The 17,929-nt window shown below is 58.6% G+C and carries 18 protein-coding genes; 4 read left to right on the top strand and 14 right to left on the bottom strand.

Translation table 11 applies throughout. The features are described from left to right. The first annotated feature begins 229 nt into the window (after positions 1-229). Genes CFBP5499_RS01670 through CFBP5499_RS01680 form a run of 3 tightly spaced genes read left to right on the top strand, consistent with a single transcriptional unit; the run spans position 230 to position 5,222 of the window. Positions 230-2,425, top strand: coding sequence for a DDE-type integrase/transposase/recombinase (locus CFBP5499_RS01670; protein WP_137066220.1), 2,196 nt, complete (start codon positions 230-232; stop codon positions 2,423-2,425). Positions 2,426-2,427: 2 nt separating this feature from the next. Then, positions 2,428-3,393: an ATP-binding protein gene (locus CFBP5499_RS01675; RefSeq protein WP_080826159.1), complete on the top strand. Its 966-nt coding sequence runs from the start codon at positions 2,428-2,430 to the stop codon at positions 3,391-3,393. Beyond that, positions 3,390-5,222, top strand: coding sequence for a TniQ family protein (locus CFBP5499_RS01680; RefSeq protein ID WP_080826158.1), 1,833 nt, complete (start codon positions 3,390-3,392; stop codon positions 5,220-5,222). Before CFBP5499_RS01675 ends, CFBP5499_RS01680 begins: the two co-directional genes overlap by 4 nt. Before the next feature lie 344 nt (positions 5,223-5,566). Here CFBP5499_RS01680 and CFBP5499_RS01685 read toward each other — a convergent pair whose 3' ends face one another. The 13 genes from CFBP5499_RS01685 to flgB form a co-directional block, all read right to left on the bottom strand. Beyond that, complete coding sequence (locus CFBP5499_RS01685) at positions 5,567-6,772, bottom strand: flagellin (protein WP_080826157.1); 1,206 nt, start codon at positions 6,770-6,772, stop codon at positions 5,567-5,569. A 256-nt stretch (positions 6,773-7,028) separates the two neighbouring features. Continuing rightward, positions 7,029-8,231 (bottom strand): flagellin, encoded by a 1,203-nt coding sequence (locus CFBP5499_RS01690; RefSeq protein ID WP_080826155.1) that lies wholly within the window; start codon positions 8,229-8,231, stop codon positions 7,029-7,031. A gap of 336 nt (positions 8,232-8,567) precedes the next feature. Further along, positions 8,568-9,770 carry a flagellin gene (locus CFBP5499_RS01695; protein ID WP_080826154.1) on the bottom strand — a complete coding sequence of 401 codons (1,203 nt, stop codon included), beginning with the start codon at positions 9,768-9,770 and terminating at the stop codon, positions 8,568-8,570. 372 nt (positions 9,771-10,142) lie between these two features. Continuing rightward, a complete protein-coding gene (gene fliP / locus CFBP5499_RS01700; RefSeq protein ID WP_004439940.1) occupies positions 10,143-10,880 on the bottom strand; it encodes a flagellar type III secretion system pore protein FliP in 738 nt (245 codons plus the stop codon). Continuing rightward, positions 10,877-11,377: a flagellar basal body-associated FliL family protein gene (locus tag CFBP5499_RS01705; RefSeq protein WP_080826153.1), complete on the bottom strand. Its 501-nt coding sequence runs from the start codon at positions 11,375-11,377 to the stop codon at positions 10,877-10,879. Before CFBP5499_RS01705 ends, fliP begins: the two co-directional genes overlap by 4 nt. A gap of 26 nt (positions 11,378-11,403) precedes the next feature. Further along, complete coding sequence (gene flgH / locus CFBP5499_RS01710) at positions 11,404-12,123, bottom strand: flagellar basal body L-ring protein FlgH (protein ID WP_080826151.1); 720 nt, start codon at positions 12,121-12,123, stop codon at positions 11,404-11,406. After that, on the bottom strand, positions 12,120-12,656 hold the full coding sequence (locus tag CFBP5499_RS01715; RefSeq protein WP_080826148.1) for a MotE family protein: 537 nt from the start codon (positions 12,654-12,656) through the stop codon (positions 12,120-12,122). Before CFBP5499_RS01715 ends, flgH begins: the two co-directional genes overlap by 4 nt. Next, positions 12,653-13,774 carry a flagellar basal body P-ring protein FlgI gene (locus CFBP5499_RS01720; RefSeq protein WP_080826144.1) on the bottom strand — a complete coding sequence of 374 codons (1,122 nt, stop codon included), beginning with the start codon at positions 13,772-13,774 and terminating at the stop codon, positions 12,653-12,655. The genes CFBP5499_RS01715 and CFBP5499_RS01720 overlap by 4 nt, the downstream gene beginning before the upstream one ends. Further along, positions 13,771-14,259, bottom strand: coding sequence for a flagellar basal body P-ring formation chaperone FlgA (flgA, locus tag CFBP5499_RS01725; protein ID WP_080826141.1), 489 nt, complete (start codon positions 14,257-14,259; stop codon positions 13,771-13,773). The genes CFBP5499_RS01720 and flgA overlap by 4 nt, the downstream gene beginning before the upstream one ends. Positions 14,260-14,279: 20 nt before the next feature. Then, on the bottom strand, positions 14,280-15,068 hold the full coding sequence (gene flgG, locus CFBP5499_RS01730; RefSeq protein WP_080826137.1) for a flagellar basal-body rod protein FlgG: 789 nt from the start codon (positions 15,066-15,068) through the stop codon (positions 14,280-14,282). A gap of 18 nt (positions 15,069-15,086) precedes the next feature. Beyond that, complete coding sequence (locus tag CFBP5499_RS01735) at positions 15,087-15,425, bottom strand: flagellar hook-basal body complex protein FliE (RefSeq protein WP_080826134.1); 339 nt, start codon at positions 15,423-15,425, stop codon at positions 15,087-15,089. Then, positions 15,422-15,841 carry a flagellar basal body rod protein FlgC gene (gene flgC, locus CFBP5499_RS01740; RefSeq protein ID WP_080826130.1) on the bottom strand — a complete coding sequence of 140 codons (420 nt, stop codon included), beginning with the start codon at positions 15,839-15,841 and terminating at the stop codon, positions 15,422-15,424. The genes CFBP5499_RS01735 and flgC overlap by 4 nt, the downstream gene beginning before the upstream one ends. Positions 15,842-15,844: 3 nt before the next feature. Next, positions 15,845-16,237: a flagellar basal body rod protein FlgB gene (flgB, locus tag CFBP5499_RS01745; RefSeq protein ID WP_080826128.1), complete on the bottom strand. Its 393-nt coding sequence runs from the start codon at positions 16,235-16,237 to the stop codon at positions 15,845-15,847. A gap of 306 nt (positions 16,238-16,543) precedes the next feature. On the opposite strand from flgB, the gene CFBP5499_RS01750 reads away from it, so the two are divergent. After that, positions 16,544-17,194 carry a LysE family translocator gene (locus tag CFBP5499_RS01750; RefSeq protein WP_080826126.1) on the top strand — a complete coding sequence of 217 codons (651 nt, stop codon included), beginning with the start codon at positions 16,544-16,546 and terminating at the stop codon, positions 17,192-17,194. A gap of 178 nt (positions 17,195-17,372) precedes the next feature. On the opposite strand, the gene CFBP5499_RS01755 is transcribed toward CFBP5499_RS01750, so the two are convergent. Continuing rightward, positions 17,373-17,897: a hypothetical protein gene (locus tag CFBP5499_RS01755; RefSeq protein WP_233284197.1), complete on the bottom strand. Its 525-nt coding sequence runs from the start codon at positions 17,895-17,897 to the stop codon at positions 17,373-17,375. Positions 17,898-17,929: the final 32 nt, after the last annotated feature.

Genomic DNA, 17,929 nt, shown 5'->3' on the forward strand with positions numbered 1-17,929 from the left:
GCGAGATCGTCCAGCGGATGACGGGACGCTTCAGATTCATGACCCTCCTCTCCGGATGCCGGAACGTGGCCGCTCGTCGGTCGGCGATCTGGCATCTCATCGACCTCGGCGAACTCGTTCCCGAGGGCATCGGTCGGATCGACGAGCTGACGTGGCTCATATGCGGCATGGCTGACCCCATGCCGTCTGAGACCACCCGGCCCGCAACGACACAAAAAGGAGAGCGTACGTGTCCTACAGCCATCCCCTTCCGACCCGCACCCACACCCATTCCCTCGTATCTCTGGGGCGTACCGACCGCTATCGCGAAGGCTCGCGGAATTACATCCCGGTCTTCTCGGACAGCCTGACCACGACCTTCGCACACGAGGAGGACCTCGACCGAACCATGGTGTTGTCCCGCCGCGAAGTCTGGGAACGCCTCAGAACCGGGAAAGCCGAGGTAAGCTATTATCACCATAGCATCCCGATCCAGCGCACGCTCGCTGTCCACGGTGACAAAACCCTCAATTCGTTCGATCCGAAGGTCCAGCACGAAGCGCGGCTTCGCCAAGGATTGATCGCGAAGTACGACGCCGCGTGCCGCGACCGCAAGAAGCAACTTCCGTTCTCCACCAGCCTCCAGTCCGATCTGGATAGCTGGTGGAAGGAATTGCACGGGGTCGACGAAACGCAGAAGAACGGACGACGCCGTCGGACCGGGCAGGCCATTGCCGAGGTCACCAACGCGCCTAGCTGGAAGACGTTCAAGCGCGACTATGACAAGTATCTCGCGTCAGGACGCAATCCCGTCGTCTTCGTGCCGCTTCATCACGGCCCGGGAAGCCGCACCGTGATCCCTTGCCGTGCAAGCGAGGTGTTCCATCAGAAGATGGCGCGGGAATACCTGAGCCGCCTCAGTCCCAAGCCTGCTCAGGTTCACACCGCATATCTCGCCGAGCTTGATCTCGAAAACGACACTCGGCGCGCCGCAGGTGATCCCGAACTCCTCACGTTCTCGATCACCAAAACGAAGAACGCCATCGGCCGCTTCGACGAATTCGAGGTCATGGCGAGCCGTGAAGGCGAGGAAGCCGCGCTCAAGCACTTCCGCGACGTGAAGGGAAGTTTCGACATCGAGCGCCCCGGCGCTCACGTCGAGATCGACGAATGGAAGGGCGACCTGATTACCCTGTTGGTGAAGACCGGGGTATGGGCGCATCTGCCGGACGTGTTCATCGACGCTCTGCCGAAGACGCTACGTGTCTGCGTCACCGTCGCGATCGACGTCGCCACGCGCTACGTCCTCGGTTTGAAGATCACGCCGAACCCTTCGGCGGAAGCGATCGCCGGCGTGCTGCGTATGGCGATGGTCGACAAGACCGATCTGTCGCGGATGGTCGGCGCGGAGACCGACTGGTCCGCATGCGTGAAGCCCGATCTCGCCTCGATGGACAACGGCGCGGCGATGGTCTCCGACCACTTCATCACGGGCGCTCAGTCGATCGGCGTCACCGTCGTGCGCCAGCCTGCGGGTGACCCCGCGCGGCGGCCGTTCATCGAACGGCTATTCGGGATCGTAGGGCCGTTGATCACGCATTTCCTGGACGGTCGCACGTTCGCGTCGGTGGAGGAAAAGGGTGACTACGACGCAAAGGCACATGCCAGCGTGTTCATGGACGAGTTCGCCCGCATCATCATCTTCGCGGTCTGCGACATTTACCATCGCAAGCGCCATGGCGGTCTCGGCGGCAACACCCCGCACAACGAATGGGTAGAGGCGTCTGGGTCGATTGACATCAAATATCCGCCGAGCCGGCTCCGGATGATCGCAGCGTTTGGTTACCTGACGACTGCGACGATCCAGAAAGACGGCATCGTAGTCTACGGGGTTACCTATCGCGACGAACGGCTCAATGCCCTGCGTCGCCGTATCGGTCAGAAGCCGATCGACGTTATGGCCGACCCGATGTACGCGCGCCACGTTCTCGTGAAGGCGAAGGACGAGGATACCTATTTCGCCGTCGAAAACGCCCTTGGCCTCGACGATACCGTCTCCTTCCACGAATGGCTGGCCGTCCTCAAACAGGAGCGCGACGAGATCGCCGAAAAGACCAAGGAGGACCTCAAGGTCATGTATGCGGGCATCCGCCGCATGCGTCGGACCGGAGAGGCCGCCACCGCTCGCGCCAACCTCGGCGCACGCATCCCTACGGCAGAGGACATGGAAGACCTCAACCGGAAGGTCGTGCGAGGCTGGGAGGCCAACTGCGAGGCCGAAGAGGTCATGGAACCGATGCCCGACGCGGTCCCCACCGGAGCGCTCCTGCTCGACCGCGAAGTGCCGAAGCCCGCGAAGCCGGAACTAACGCCCGCCAGCGACCAAGCCGTTGTCAAGGCGGTCGCGACATCGCGGTCCAAGTTTGACGAACAGGAGGACGATTGATCATGGCCAGGAAGATCGATTTGAATGCGATCCGCGACCGCTACTTCGAAACGGGTCGCGATAAGCTCCTGACGAAGTATGTCGACAAGCTTCGCAGCAACGCCAAGGCGATGGAAAAGGGGCGTCGCGGCTCGCAACGACGCTCCTTGTTCGTTATTGGCGACACGGGAAGCGGTAAGACCCGCTCGATCGAGCGTATTATTGCCTTGGTCCCGGAATGGCAGTCATCAACTGACCAGTACGGGGACGAGGTGAATTCGCTCATCTGCATCAAGCCTCCCAAGCCCTGCAGCATGAAGGCTCTGGCAATCAGGTTGCTGACCGCGATGAAGGTTCCCGTGCGTAAACGCATGTCCGACCCCGAACTATATGTGTTCCTCGAGGAGCAGTTGCGCGAGCGTGGCGTCAGGGCGATCTGGATCGATGAGATGCAGGACGTTTTACGGAGCAACACGCCCAAGGCGATCCAGGCGGTGCAGGACGCACTAAAGGCTCTGGTCCAGATCGACGGCTGGCCAATCCACACCATCTACTCGGGCGTGCCGACGCTCGCGACTTTCCTTCAGGGCGACCGCCAGCTCGCACGCCGCTCCTACGTTATGCGTTACGAGCCGATGGAGTATCCGGACGACGAGGAGTGGATCGAGAAGATCATCGAAGCCGTCGTTCGCGAGGACTGCGATATGACGCGCGCGGACGACACGCAGACTGCCGTCTTTCGGGAGAGGCTATGTCGAGCCGCAAGCGGAGCGTTCGGCTTGTTGGTCGAGCTTGTACAGGAAGCGTGTTTTCGTGCCTCCGATAATGGACGATCGCAGGTGAAGCTGTCCGACTTCTCCCGTGTCTATGAGGAGATGACGGGGTGCGCCCGTCGCGACAATGTATTCATCGCTGCGAACTGGCGCGAGATCATCCCAGCCAACGCGCTTGACGACATCGCGCCACCGCAGAAGAGGGGGCAGGCATGAAGCTCCCCGTCAACGTAATTTTCCACCCCGAAGACGAGACCCCTCTCAGCCTCGCTTCCAGACTGGCGCGTGCGATGGGCTTTTCGTCCGTCGCCGACTTTCTTGGCGAAAGCACCGTACGCGCCGTCGTCAGGGGAGACGACGATGCGGTCATTATGCTTTCCGAATGGTCAGGTGTCCCAACGGATCATTTGCGACGATTTGCGGTTCCTACCAGTAAGTCGTCCAGGGAGTGGCAACTCGGAGACGCCGTTTTCCGTAAGGAAATGAGAGTTGCAGGGCGCTTTCGCTTTTGTCCGCACTGCATCGCCGATGACCTCAAAAGCGGTATCGGGCGACCCGAAGCCAGACCCTACCAACGAGCTTCGTGGGTAACCCGAGCTATTAGAGCCTGCACCCGCCACCACGATGTGCTGTCTGAGGTGGGTGATGGTGCACCCACGTCTGATGTCGCCCGGTTCGTGGCTGAGGGCTGGCACCGGAAGCATCAATCTGCCGCTCATGCCGAAGATGGGGAGATCGAGGTCGACGCCTATATCCAAAGGCGCATCGCGGGGGATCGCGCCGAGTCGTTCATCGACCGCCAGGAGGTTCACGTGCTGCTCATCCTTTTTGATTTCCTTGGATATCTTGTTCAAAAGCACCTTCCCTCGCTCCTTGTTTCGGGGAAAGGCGTCCGGGCATGTGGTTTCGATTTCGCGAAGGAAGGCGAAAGCACCATCGCTAGATTGGTGGAGGAGGCAATCTCTCGTCATCGGCCTATCCCAAGGCGTATCGCCACTTTTTTTGGCCCCTCCGTTCGTTATTTACAGCGTAATGCAGACGTCCCGGCTTACGCTGAGGTCATCACAATCCTACAGCAGGCCGTTGAGCGGGCCGCGGCTGTAGGATCAGGGGATAGCTTCATCCAACCACTCAGGTCTCGACATCTGCATTCTGTCCACTCCGCGTCGATCGAGTACGGTCTCCCGAAAGAACGAGTTCGAAAGCTTCTCGAAAAGCACTCAGTTATCAAGCCATCAGATAGGTCCCATCACCGCGTCTGGTTCCGTGTAGAGGATGGGATGCCTGTACTCGAACCGGCTACCAAGTATATGAATACCGTTGAGGTTGCCGCGATTTTAGGGACCAATACCCAACGGATTGGTATGCTCATCAGGCGGCGTCTACTTAATTCAGTCAGCGTTGCCGCAGATGGTGTCCGCTCTTTTTTCCAGGTCTCTCCGGATGACCTCGACGATTTTCGGCGTCGGCTATTTGAGAGGAGTGAAAAGGTGGTTGGCGATCATGGCCTCGTTCCGCTAAGCGTGGCTTGCCAGAGGAAAAGCCTGACCCAGACCGATGTGATCGAGATGATTTTTCGAGGCGATTTGATCAACGTCGGACGCAGTGATGAAGCGCGAACCCTCGGCAGTCTGCTTATCGATATCCATGAACTTCCCAATTCAGATAAAGGCCGCCCGATGAATGAAGGGGGCGAAGATCAGTCGATTTATCTCAGCTTCGCAGAAACGGAACGAGCACTTTCTACCACCACAGCCACTGTCGCCGCACTCGTGGCGAACGGAGTGTTACCAACAGAGAAAACAACAAACCCGAGAACACGTCGTTCACAACGGGTCGTCCATCAGAAATCGATCGGCACGTTTCTCGAAACTTATCGGTCATTGCACCAGATTGCCCGTGGCTGGCAGCGGAACATCGTAGTCATGAAGCAAGAACTTGATCGTATGGGACTGAACCCGATTTTCGAGACCCATGGGAAAATTGCTAGGTACTATCGAATCCAGGAACTCTTAGACTCTGGAATGTTGCCGCCAGACGCTTAGGTCTGTCTTTAAATAAACGATCTCAAAGCCCGCGCTCTGCGGGCTTTTTTGTGTCTGCGGATTAGGCAGAGACAGACCTAAGGATGCGGGAGAGACACACCACGTTGCGTGGCTTCACAATCAATCAATAGATTCAATAACTTACGAAGAGGCTAGAGACAATCTTTAGAGCTCATGACACGCGCCACATTCTCTTTGTCGCGCAATGGCTGCGCCCTTTTTCGGGCGCTTTGCGCAGGTCTCGGCAAACGGAAAACCGCGCTTCTTGCGAAGCGCGGTTTCCATATCCGAATATTCTGTTGCTGCCAGAGCGGGACGAAACGCCCGTAGCCAACGGGCGCCGCTTACTGGCGGAATAGCGACAGGATACTTTCGGAGCTGCTGTTTGCGATGGAGAGCGACTGGATCGCCAGCTGCTGCTGCGTCTGGAGAGCTTTGAGCTTGGTGGATTCTTCGTTCATGTCGGCATCGACCAGGCGGCCGATACCCTTGTCGATCGAGTCGGTCAGCTTGGAAACGAAGTTTTCCTGAAGATCGATACGCATCTTGATCGAGCCAAGGTCGGACGCTGCGCTGGTCATCGTCTTCAGTGCCGTGTCAACGACGGAGATCAGGTTGTTAAGCTGGTTTTCCGTGGTAGCTGCGGTGATGGTGAAGGTCGAAACCGAGGTCTGGTTTGTCGAAGCAGCGGTGTTCGTAGTGTTGACAACCCATGCATGGGTGGACGTGCCGGTTGCTGCAACTTCCTGGTTGACGGTGGCCGTACCTTTTTCGACAGCGGCAACCCAGGTATCGTCGTTGATCTTGACATAGCCGACACCGGCGCCAGCAGCAGAGCCGTCCGAAGCGGTGGTCCATGCGACGTTGCCGTTGGCATCGAATGTGGCACCAGCAGCGATGACCTGCTGGGTCGTGTATTTCACGACGTTATGGGCCGCTTCGGTACCACCGGTGTTGATGTTGAGGACGACGCCGTCGCCTTCGATGTTGTTCAGCTTGTCGAGGATACCTGCCTTTGCGCCAGCGCTCGTGTCGAACAGGACGTTGTTGGCGGTGAAGTCGTAGCCGACCTTTTTAACGGAAACCGCACCGGAGTCATCGCGAACGAAGGAGGCAACGACGTTTGCGGTTGTCCCAATATCAGCCTTCAGCCAGTTTTCACCGGAGAAGGAAGCGGCTTCGGAGATGCTGGTGAGCTGCTGCTGAAGCTGCGTGATTTCTTCCTGGATCTTCGTCTTATCGACGCCGTCTTCCGTGGCGGCAACCAGCTTGTTCTTGATCTGCTTAACGACTTCAACGGCCGATTCCATGCCGGAATATGCGGTATCGACCTTTGCAGCGCCAAGGCCGAGGGCATCCTGCACGGCAGAGAGTGCACCATTGTCGGAGCGCATGGTGGTCGCGATCGACCAGTAAGCGGCGTTGTCGGAAGCGGTTGCAACGCGCAGGCCGGAGGAGACGCGGCCCTGCGTGGCTTCCATGTCCTGGCCGATAGAACGCAGCGTCTGGAGAGCCGACATTGCGGCAATGTTGGTAAGAATGCTCGTCATGATAAGTTGCCCCTTGAATTGGCTAAAGGAAAAGGGACATTCCGGATCACACCGGTGAACGAAAGTGCGGCCTGATGCCTGTTAACCTGTGCTTCGTCTTGGTTAACCAATCGTTTCGATGGGGCTTTTGTAGGTCGGGATTGGTTAACAAAGACTAAAGCGGAGAGTGGAAAAATTAATAAATTCGACGATGACTGTAAAAAAACAAAAAAGCCGCGCTGAAAAGCGCGGCCTCCTTTTTGCTTGGCTGTTTCGATTAACGGAACAACGTGAGGATGCTTTGCGAGTCGCTGTTTGCGATGGACAGAGCCTGGATCGCCAGCTGCTGCTGCGTCTGGAGAGCCTTGAGCTTGGTGGATTCTTCGTTCATGTCGGCATCGACCAGGCGGCCGATACCGCTGTCGAGCGAGTCGGTCAGCTTGGAAACGAAGTTTTCCTGAAGATCGATACGGGTTTTGATCGAGCCAAGGTCGGACGCCGCGCTGGTCATCGTCTGATAAGCCGTGTCAACGACGGAGATCAGGTTGTTAAGCTGGTTTTCCGTGGTAGCTGCGGTGATGGTGAAGGTCGAAACCGAGGTCTGGTTTGTCGAAGCAGCGGTGTTCGTAGTGTTGACAACCCATGCATGGGTGGACGTGCCGGTTGCTGCAACTTCCTGGTTGACGGTGGCCGTACCTTTTTCGACAGCGGCAACCCAGGTATCGTCGTTGATCTTGACATAGCCGACACCGGCGCCAGCAGCAGAGCCGTCCGAAGCGGTGGTCCATGCGACGTTGCCGTTGGCATCGAATGTGGCACCAGCAGCGATGACCTGCTGGGTCGTGTATTTCACGACGTTATGGGCCGCTTCGGTACCACCGGTGTTGATGTTGAGGACGATGCCGTCGCCTTCGATGTTGTTCAGCTTGTCGAGGATACCAGCCTTTGCGCCAGCGCTCGTGTCGAACAGGACGTTGCCGGCGACAAAGTCATAGTCCACTTTCTTGACGGAAACTGCCCCGGAAGCATCGCGAACGAAGGATGCGACAACGCTGGTGGAGGTGCCGACGTCAGCCTTCAGCCAGTTTTCACCGGAGAAGGAAGCGGCTTCGGAGATGCTGGTGAGCTGCTGCTGAAGCTGCGTGATTTCTTCCTGGATTTTCGTCTTATCGACGCCGTCTTCCGTGGCGGCAACCAGCTTGTTCTTGATCTGCTTAACGACTTCGATCGCGGATTCCATACCGGAATATGCGGTATCGACCTTTGCAGCGCCAAGACCGAGGGCGTCGGAGACAGCGCCGAGCGCTTCGTTGTCCGAGCGCATGGTGGTCGCGATCGACCAGTAAGCGGCGTTGTCGGAAGCTTCGCCAACGCGCAGGCCGGAGGAGACGCGGCCCTGCGTGGCTTCCATGCCCTGGCCGATAGAACGCAATGTCTGGAGAGCCGACATTGCGGCAATGTTGGTAAGAATGCTCGTCATGATAAAGTTGCCCCTTTAATGGCTTATTGAGAAGGGACATTCCGGAGTGTCACCGGGGAAAAGGCGTGCAGCGTCATGCCCGCTAACCATCTAATAATTAAGGTTAACTCGCCGTTTCTCTGACGACTAGCTAACCCTCAGTTGGTTAATGAACACCTAAGTGAATATCAAAATAAGTGCATGTTTCGAATTTAATTTTCAACTTACACGCGCGCGCGTAACAGTTTGATTTTAAAAAAAAGTAAAGGCCACCGCTGTTTCCAGCGGTGGCCCTTCGTCGATTTTATGCTGTGCCTTGATTGGCCCCCAAGCCCCGAAAGACGGCAAGAGTCCAGATTAACGGAACAGCGACAGAACGTTCTGCGAGTCGCTGTTTGCGATGGACAGAGCCTGGATCGCCAGCTGCTGCTGCGTCTGGAGAGCCTTGAGCTTGGTGGATTCTTCGTTCATGTCGGCATCGACCAGGCGACCGATACCCTTGTCGAGCGAGTCGGTCAGCTTGGAAACAAAGTTTTCCTGAAGATCGATACGCGAGGATACAGAGCCCAGAGCAGACGCTGCGCTGGTCATCGTCTTCAGTGCCGTGTCAACGACGGAGATCAGGTTGTTAAGCTGGTTTTCCGTGGTAGCTGCGGTGATGGTGAAGGTCGAAACCGAGGTCTGGTTTGTCGAAGCAGCGGTGTTCGTAGTGTTGACAACCCATGCATGGGTGGACGTGCCGGTTGCTGCAACTTCCTGGTTGACGGTGGCCGTACCTTTTTCGACAGCGGCAACCCAGGTATCGTCGTTGATCTTGACATAGCCGACACCGGCGCCAGCAGCAGAGCCGTCCGAAGCGGTGGTCCATGCGACCTTGCCGTTGGCATCGAATGTGGCACCAGCAGCGATGACCTGCTGGGTCGTGTATTTCACGACGTTATGGGCCGCTTCGGTACCACCGGTGTTGATGTTGAGGACGACGCCGTCGCCTTCGATGTTGTTCAGCTTGTCGAGGATACCAGCCTTTGCGCCAGCGCTCGTGTCGAACAGGACGTTGCCGGCGGTGAAGTCGTAGCCGACCTTTTTAACGGAAACCGCACCGGAGTCATCGCGAACGAAGGATGCGACAACGCTGGTGGAGGTGCCGACGTCAGCCTTCAGCCAGTTTTCACCGGAGAAGGAAGCGGCTTCGGAGATGCTGGTGAGCTGCTGCTGAAGCTGCGTGATTTCTTCCTGGATCTTCGTCTTATCGACGCCGTCTTCCGTGGCGGCAACCAGCTTGTTCTTGATCTGCTTAACGACGTCGATCGCGGAATTGATGCCCGCATATGCAGTGTCAACCTTTGCGGCGCCAAGGCCGAGGGCGTCGGAGACAGCGCCGAGCGCTTCGTTGTCCGAGCGCATGGTGGTCGCGATCGACCAGTAAGCGGCGTTGTCGGAAGCGGAACCAACGCGCAGACCCGAAGAAATGCGGTTCTGAGTGTCTTCCATGTTGGAAGAGATGGAGCGCAGGGTCTGGAGAGCAGACATTGCGTTAATGTTGGTGAGAATGCTTGCCATAATAAATGTGTCCCTTGTTCTTACGAGATACTGGAGTGGGGACATACCGGGTTTGGTGTTACCGGTCGCAACGTTTCGGCTTCATGCCACTCGGTTCGGAAATGCTTAGTTTCAGAAACCAAACCCGCTGCGTGTGGAAGAAAATCGCAGCGAATAATTGCGCAATTATTAATTCGATCATCAAGAAATACTGGAAAATACTTATGGTTACTTTTTGATGTAGTTAAATGGTAACTTTTTTATTTATTGATATAGTTACCCAGTAGCTAGTAAAAATGGTAACCAAAGCATTAAAATGCGAAAACCCCGCGGCCTTGGGCGCGCGGGGTTAAAAAACAGGGTTAATATGTATCAGCGGGGCACGAATGCCTGTCAGTTGAACGATCTGACGAGGCTGCCGACAAGCAGGTTCCAGCCGTCGATCAGCACGAAAAACAGGATCTTGAACGGCAGCGAAATCGAGGTGGGCGGCAGCATCATCATGCCCATCGCCATGGTGATGGTGGCGACGATCAGATCGATGACGAGGAACGGCAGGATGATAAGGAAACCGATCTCGAAACCGCGCCGGATTTCCGACAGCATGAAGGCCGGAACGAGGACGCGATAGTCGACGACGTTATCGGTCATCACTTCCTGTCCGCGCTCGCGGGCGATGTCGACGAACAGCTTCAGATCCTTGTCACGCGTATTGGCGTTCATGAAGGTGCGGAAAGGTTCGGCAATGCGCTGCACGGCCTGCTGTTCGTTGATCTGGTTCTGCAGCAACGGCTGCACGCCGTCGGTCCATGCTTTGTCGAAGGTGGGCGACATGACGTAGAAGGTCATGAACATCGCCATCGACAACAGGATCATGTTGGACGGGGTCGAGGCCAATCCCATGCCGGATCTGAGGATCGAAAAGGCGATCACGAAACGCGGAAAGCTCGTGACCATGATCAGGATGCCGGGCGCGACGGAGAGAACCGTCAGAAGACCGAAGGTACGGATGATCCATGCCGCGACGGAGCCGTCTATCTGCGTGTTGAACAGATCGGACGGAAATTGCTGGGCATTGGCAAGGCCCGGCAACGCGAGAAGGACGGCGATGGTTACAAGAAATCGAATCATTCGATGACAAAGGTCCGGAACATGACCTTGGATACGCGCCCTTGAGAGCGCAGGTCAACTCGTTCCTGAATGTCATCCTTAAGATATTGAAAGCCACGCGGGCCTTCCAGCTGCTGAAGGGAAACGGTGCGGACATAGGCCATGATATCCTGATGGATATCCTCGGCGAGACCGACCTCGACCGGCCCCTTGAACATCAGCGCCACTTCGAGCCGCACCCAGTTTGTCGCGGGATAGGCGAGGTTGGTGGTGATGGGGTCGAGCTGGACGATGCCGTTCGCCTCGGCCGCGATTTTTTCGATGCCCTCGCCCTTCTTCTCACCGTGTCCGCCGGCCGCAGCAACGGCATGGGCCTCCGTTGCGGCGACTTTCGGGGCGATCATGCCACCTACGAGCCAGCCGCCGCCCGCACCCAGCAGGGTGAGGATCACAACGCCTGCGATGGTCATGATCAGAGGGGAGGATTTTTTCTTGCCCTCTGCCTGTTCGTTTTCCATGGGTCAGTCCGTTCCCGTGTGCGGCGTCAGAGCGGCGAGAACAGGTCGACGACCTGCTGCCCGACCGGGGGCTGCTGCACTTCCGTCAGACGGCCACGACCGCCGTAGGAGATGCGTGCTTCGGCGATGCGCTCGTAGGAGATCATGTTCTGGGCATCGACATCCTGCGGCCGGACGATACCGCCGACGTTGAGGATGCGGATTTCGTGGTTCACACGCACTTCCTGCGAGCCGCTGATGATGAGGTTGCCGTTTTCCAGAATGCCGGTCACGACGGCGGCCACCAGCAACGTTAGCTTTTCGGAACGCTTGGTCTTGCCCTTGGCCTGGGTGTCGGTGTCGGAACCGTACTTGATGCTCGAGTCCGCATCCGGCGTCCAGCCCAGGATCTGGGCTTTGGCCTTCCAGTTCAGGCCGCTGGCATTGGTGCGGTTACGCTCGGTCTCGTTGTCGAAATCGGCCTTGTCGTTGATCTGGATGTTGACGGTCAGGATGTCGCCGATGTTGAGCGCGCGCAGGTCCTTGAACAGCGCTCCCTGGCTGTCGCTCCACAGCGAATAGCCGCTGGCCATGTGCTTCGGCTGCTTGGGATACATGCCCATCTGCGGCGTCTGGCTGAATTGCAGGCCGCTGCCGATCGGGCTCATCGCGGGTGCGTTGCCGATTTCCTTCAGGGTCTGGTTGTTCTGGCAGCCGGCCAGGAGAGCGAGCGGCAGGAGGAGGGCCGGAAGACGACGCGTGCTCATGAAGGATCCTTCGAAGTGTTTTTGTCGATTGCCTGCGACATGATGCCGGCGACGGTTGCGGCTTTCTGCGCATCCATTTCGCTGAGGATGAGGCCCGATTGGCGCGGTGGCAGCTGCATGATGATGGCGGCCGCAATTTCCACATGCATCTTTTCGAGCTGTGGTGCGGCGGCATCCGCCTTCATCGTCTTGTAGATGTCGACGAGGTTGCTTTTGGCCTGATTGAGGAAATGCTCGCGGCGTGCCAGCCAGTCCTCATATTCCGCCTTGCGGTTTTCCAGCACGGATATGCGCTCGTTGACGTCGGCCTGCAGCTTTTCAAGGTCCTGCTTCTGCATCAGGTAACGCTGGTCGCGGGCGGCATCGGCAATATTGGTGCAGAATTTCTGGATTTCGTCCTGCGTGCTGAGTTCCGACACCACGTTCTGCTGGCTCTCGGCGCCGGCAGCCGGCAGCAGGAACAGCAACGACGCGACGGCCGCAAAGCGGGCGAGGCCTTTCGAGAGCGGATTTTTGGTCTGACGTTCCATCATTGCAGCACGAGCTCCGCCTGAAGGGCGCCGGCGGATTTGATGCCTTGCAGGATGGCGATGATGCCGTCCGCCTTGAGCCCGATGCTGTTGAGACCGGCAACCAGCGTGCGAAGGTCCGGGCCTTCGACGATGGCGACCTTGCTGCCTTCCTGCATGGCCATAATATCCGTCTGCGGCTGCACCGCCGTCTGGCCGCGCGAGAAGGGTGCGGGCTGGATGACCTGCGGCGATTCCGTCACCTGCACGGTCAGGGTTCCATAGCTGACGGCGACGCGGGAAATGCGCACATCCGCACCGATGACGATCGTGCCTGTGCGCTCGTTGATCACGACCTTCGCGGGCGTATCCGTCTCCACCGTCAGGTTTTCGATTTCCGCCATCAGGCGGGTAAGGTCAGCGACGCGGGGTTTCTGCACCGCGATTTCCTGCGAATCGCGCGGCTCGGCGATCGGGTCGCCGTAGCGGGCGCGGGCAAAGGCGTTGACGACATCAGCCACACGCACGGCCGTCGAAAAATCCGGGTTGCGCAGCTGAAGGACCAGATTGACCGAATCCTTGAACTTGGACGGCAGTTCCCGCTCGATGATCGCGCCGTTCGGCACGCGCGCGGACGTAGTAACGCCCTGCGTCAGCGTTGCGGCATCGCCCTGGGCTGAAAAGCCGTTGACGATCAGCGCCCCTTGCGCGACGGCGTAGATCTGCCCGTCCGCGCCGGAAAGCGAAGTCATGATGAGGTTGCCGCCGCGAAGCGAGGTAGCGTCGCCTAGCGAGCTGACCGTCACGTCAACGCGGCTGCCGGGGCTGGCGAAGGGCGGCAGGTTGGCCGTCACCATCACGGCGGCGATGTTCTTGGCGTTCGACTGGCCGCCCTGCGTGGTGATGCCGAGGTTCTGCAGCATCGCGCGCATGGACTGTTCGGTGAAAGGCGAGGAGCGCAGGCTGTCGCCCGTGCCCTGCAGACCCACGACGAGACCGTAACCGATCAGCTGATTGTCGCGTCCGGCCTGCAGGGATGCGATATCCTTGATACGGGACGTGTCGGCCTGAGCGGGCGGCGTCGAGAGGAAGGGCAGGGCCGAAATGACCAGAGCCGCAGCGAAGATACGAAGCAGTTTCATTTCGCCATAACCTGAATGGTTCCGTCCTTCATGACGGTGCCGCTGACCATCACGCCGGAATCGATGTTGCGTACCCTTACGACCTCGCCGAGCGAGCCGTCACTCATTGGCGTCCCGGAAGCCATCAGCGTCATGTTACCGATGTGAAAAACGAGTTTGACGCTGGTGCCGCGCGTGACGAGCGAGGGTTCGCGCAGGGCGGCAACGGGGATCGTTCGGCCGGGAAGCAGGGTCTGCTTGGAGATCATGCCCTCGACTTCGCTGATGTCGGTCGCATAACCCGAGGAAATGTTGGGATTGGTCACTTCCACCGGCTTCACCTGTTCGGGCGAGATCGTCTCGCCCGGATAGATGGTGCGCACGGGAACCAGCGCCATCGGCGCCTGCGCAAGAGCGGGCGCCACGACGCCCAGTGAAAAGGCAGACGCCAGACACATACGGACGAATGCCGTTCTGCAGCTGCTATTGTTCCGGCCAAACCTCATGTTCGCCTGCCTTTCTGTTCTTACTTCAGGTTCTTGCTGACAATCGAAGCCATTTCATCAGCGGTGGTGATGACCTTGGAATTCATCTCATAGGCGCGCTGCGCCGTGATCAGGTCGGTGATTTCCTTGACGGCATCGACGTTCGAGCCTTCGAGGTAGGATTGCTTGATGTAACCGTAGCTCGGATCGTCAGGCACGCCGATGACAGCATCGCCCGACGCCGGCGTCTGGGCAAAGAGGTTGTCGCCGAGCGGCTTCAGACCCGCCTCGTTGGCGAAGTTGGCGATGGTCAGCTGGCCGAGTTCGGTAAATTCAGCGGCATTGCCGATGCGCGCCGTCACCTGGCCCGTGCGGGTCACGGTAATGTCCTGCGCATCCGTCGGAATATTGATGTTCGGAATGACGTTGTAACCATCGACCGTCACCAGGTTGCCGTCGGCATTCTTGTTGAAGGCGCCGGCGCGGCTGTAGAGCGTCGAACCGTCGGCCGCCTCGATCTGGAACCAGCCCTGGCCGATGATCGCGACATCGAGCTTGTTGCCGGTTTCGATCAGGTTCCCCTGGGTGTGGATGTTGCGCACGGCTGATGTCTGCACGCCGAGACCGATATTGGCGCCCTCAGGCACGATGGCCTGGTTGGCGCGGTTCGGCACGCCCTGCATGCGCTCCGTCTGGTAAAGAAGATCGGTGAACTCCGCACGCGCGCGCTTGTAGCCGGTGGTGTTGATGTTGGCGATGTTGTTGGCGATGACTTCCAGATTGGTCTGCTGGGCGTCCATACCGGTGGCAGCGATGGCAAGAGCTCTCATGTCAATATTCCTGCTGGGCTAGATCTGCATCTTGGTAATGTCGAGATAGGCCGACACGATCTTGTCGCGCAGCGCGATGGCGGTCTGCAGCGACTGTTCGGCCGAAAGCACGGCATCCACCACTTCACGCGTGTTGGCCTTGCCCTGAATGCCTTCGAAGGAGGCGACTTCCGCCTTCTTCAGATTGTTCATCGCATCCATCGAGACGTTGCCGAGAACGCTGGCGAAGCTTTGACCCGTCTGCTGGGCGGGCGTCGTCTGCTGCTCGCCGCCGAACAGGCTTTCCGTCAGCGAGGAGACGCCGCTTGAACCGCGGGTGAGCGAAAGGGAACCGAGTTGCTTGATACCGTCGATCATTGCGATGCCTTCAGAAGGTCGATTGTGGAGGCGACGAGGTCGCGTGTCTGGCGGATGACCTGAAGATTGGCGTCATAGCTGCGGTTGGCTTCGCGCATGTCGGCCATTTCGATCAGGACGTTGACGTTCGGCATCTTCACCATGCCGTTGGTATCGGCGGCCGGATTGCCGGGATCGTATTCGTTGACGAAATCGCCACGGTCGACACCGAGCTTCTTCACCTTCACGCGCTCGACGCCGCTGACGCGGTCGAGCTCGGAACCGAAGGTGACGGTCTTGCGGCGATAGGGATCGGCGCCGGGCGTATCGCCGGTCGATCGGGCGTTGGCGATGTTTTCGGAGACGATGCGCAATCGTGTGGACTGCACCTCCAGGCCGCTGCCGGCTATCTTGCTCGCCGCACTCAAGGGATCCATGGTTTACCTCTTAACCGTCATCAGCATCATGCGATGGAAGGATTTGACGAGACTGGCGTTCAGGTCGTACTGGCGCTTGATCTCGCCGGTCTTGGTCATTTCTTCCGCAAGCGCGACCGAATTGCCCGATTCCTGCATGCCGATCTCGTTGTTGATCGGGTTATCCCGCACCGCAATATTGTCGCTGAGGGCGCTTTCACCGAAGTGGGCAGGGTTTGTCCTTGCCATGCCGACCTGCTGGCTGGTGGCCTGCATGACCGCTTCGAAAGGGCTGACGTCCTTGGCGTGGAACTTCGGTGTGTTGGCGTTGGCGATGTTGGTCGCCACGACTTCCTGCCGCACGCTCAGCCATTCCGCTTGGCGGGATGCCAGATCGAACAGTTGAATCGGTTGCATAGACTTCTCCATCTCGTATGGCCCGAACCTACGGGGCTAATCTTGCGTCAGACTTGCGGGGAGGGCGGAAGGCGCTGGCCAATGACGGGAAGCGTCGTGGAAGAGGGCCTTGCGGAGAATAAAAGGGCAGGCATCCGCTGCGACGCGCCTTCGCCTTGAATGATCGCGTGCGAAAATTTGCTGCCACGCCGCACCGGATGGGATCCTGCAACTGCCTGGCAAGGGGGGCTTTCGGAAGCGGGTTCCACTCGCTTGAACCCGGCCCAATCTTATCGCTATAGTGGTTGGAAACGGAGGAAGACAATCATGGACATGGTAATTCCCAGTGCAGCCAATCTGGGCCTGTTCGTCAGCGCCACGCTGGTGCTGCTACTCGTGCCTGGCCCCGCAGTTCTCTATATCTTCGCGCGCTCAGTCGAACAGGGCCGTTCCGCCGGCCTCGTATCGATCCTTGGCATCCATACCGCGACGCTCGTTCATGTTGTCGCCGCCGCTGTGGGCTTGTCGGCGCTTCTGGCCTCGTCTGCGCTCGCCTTCAGCGTGGTGAAATATGCCGGCGCGGCCTATCTGATCTGGCTTGGCCTCAAGAAGCTCTTCGGCTCGTCGGACATTCCCGATATCGAGGGCGGTCTGCCGACGCGTAGCCGCACGCGCATCTTCCGCGAGGGTTTCATCGTCAATCTCCTCAATCCGAAGACAGCCCTGTTCTTTCTGGCGTTCCTGCCGCAGTTCGTTGAGGTCGGCCGGGGCAATGTGGCGATGCAGATCGCTTTCCTCGGCATTCTCTATACTGTGATCGGCGTCTTGACGGATGGAACCTATGCGCTTGTGGCCGGTACGGCCGGCAGCTGGCTGAAGCGCAGCCCCGTTTATCTGAAAGCCGAACGCTGGGTCAGCGGTTTCGTTTATATCGGCCTCGGTTTGACAGCGGCTTTTGCCGGCAACCAGAGAAAATAAACCACACGGCCAACTTGCAGAGCCGTCCCGGACGGCTGCTGCGGGAACGGCCCGGAACGGACTTGCCGACAGAATGCCGCCGCAATGGGTCTTTGCGACGGTCATCGAGAGGTTTTGCTGTGGGGTGCCTGTTGTCACCGGGATGCGCAACGGGGCCTTCCGCTCAAGGCCGGCCGGACTATTTTTCCGGATGATAGGTTTTTCCGGATGACGTCTCGATCAGCCATTCGCCGTCACGCTGCTCGATCTTTGTCAGCAACGCATTGTCCGGCAAGGTCGAACCCACACGCACCATATACATGCCCGAACCGTCCTCGATCAGGGCGCGGCCGTTGGAAACATGCAGCAGACGGAAGGATGTCTGGCCGGGGAAGGGTTGGTCTTCGACCCCGGCTGCCAGATTGTTCTGTTTTTCCTTGCCGCCAGCGTTGACGGTTGCCGTCGTCAGCATGTCGGGCAGCTCCGCCGGTGGTGGGGTGTCTTCCTTGTTGCGGTTGGTCATGGCCATGGGTGAGACGCTGAAGACTTCCCGTGGTCCGGTATGGGGCAGATCGCGGGTGCGATCCCCGCCGGCCACCTTCATGCCGAATTTTTCCTCGTTGAAGAAGACATACCAGGGGAAAAAGGCTGCTGCCGCGGCAAGCCCGATGCCCGTCCATGCGAGAATACGGTCGGGCGTGAAGAACACGGGCTTGGGCAGCACGTCTTCATCGTGGCTATTGTCGTTCCGCTTGT

Source organism: Agrobacterium tumefaciens (assembly GCF_005221325.1).
Taxonomy (GTDB): domain Bacteria; phylum Pseudomonadota; class Alphaproteobacteria; order Rhizobiales; family Rhizobiaceae; genus Agrobacterium.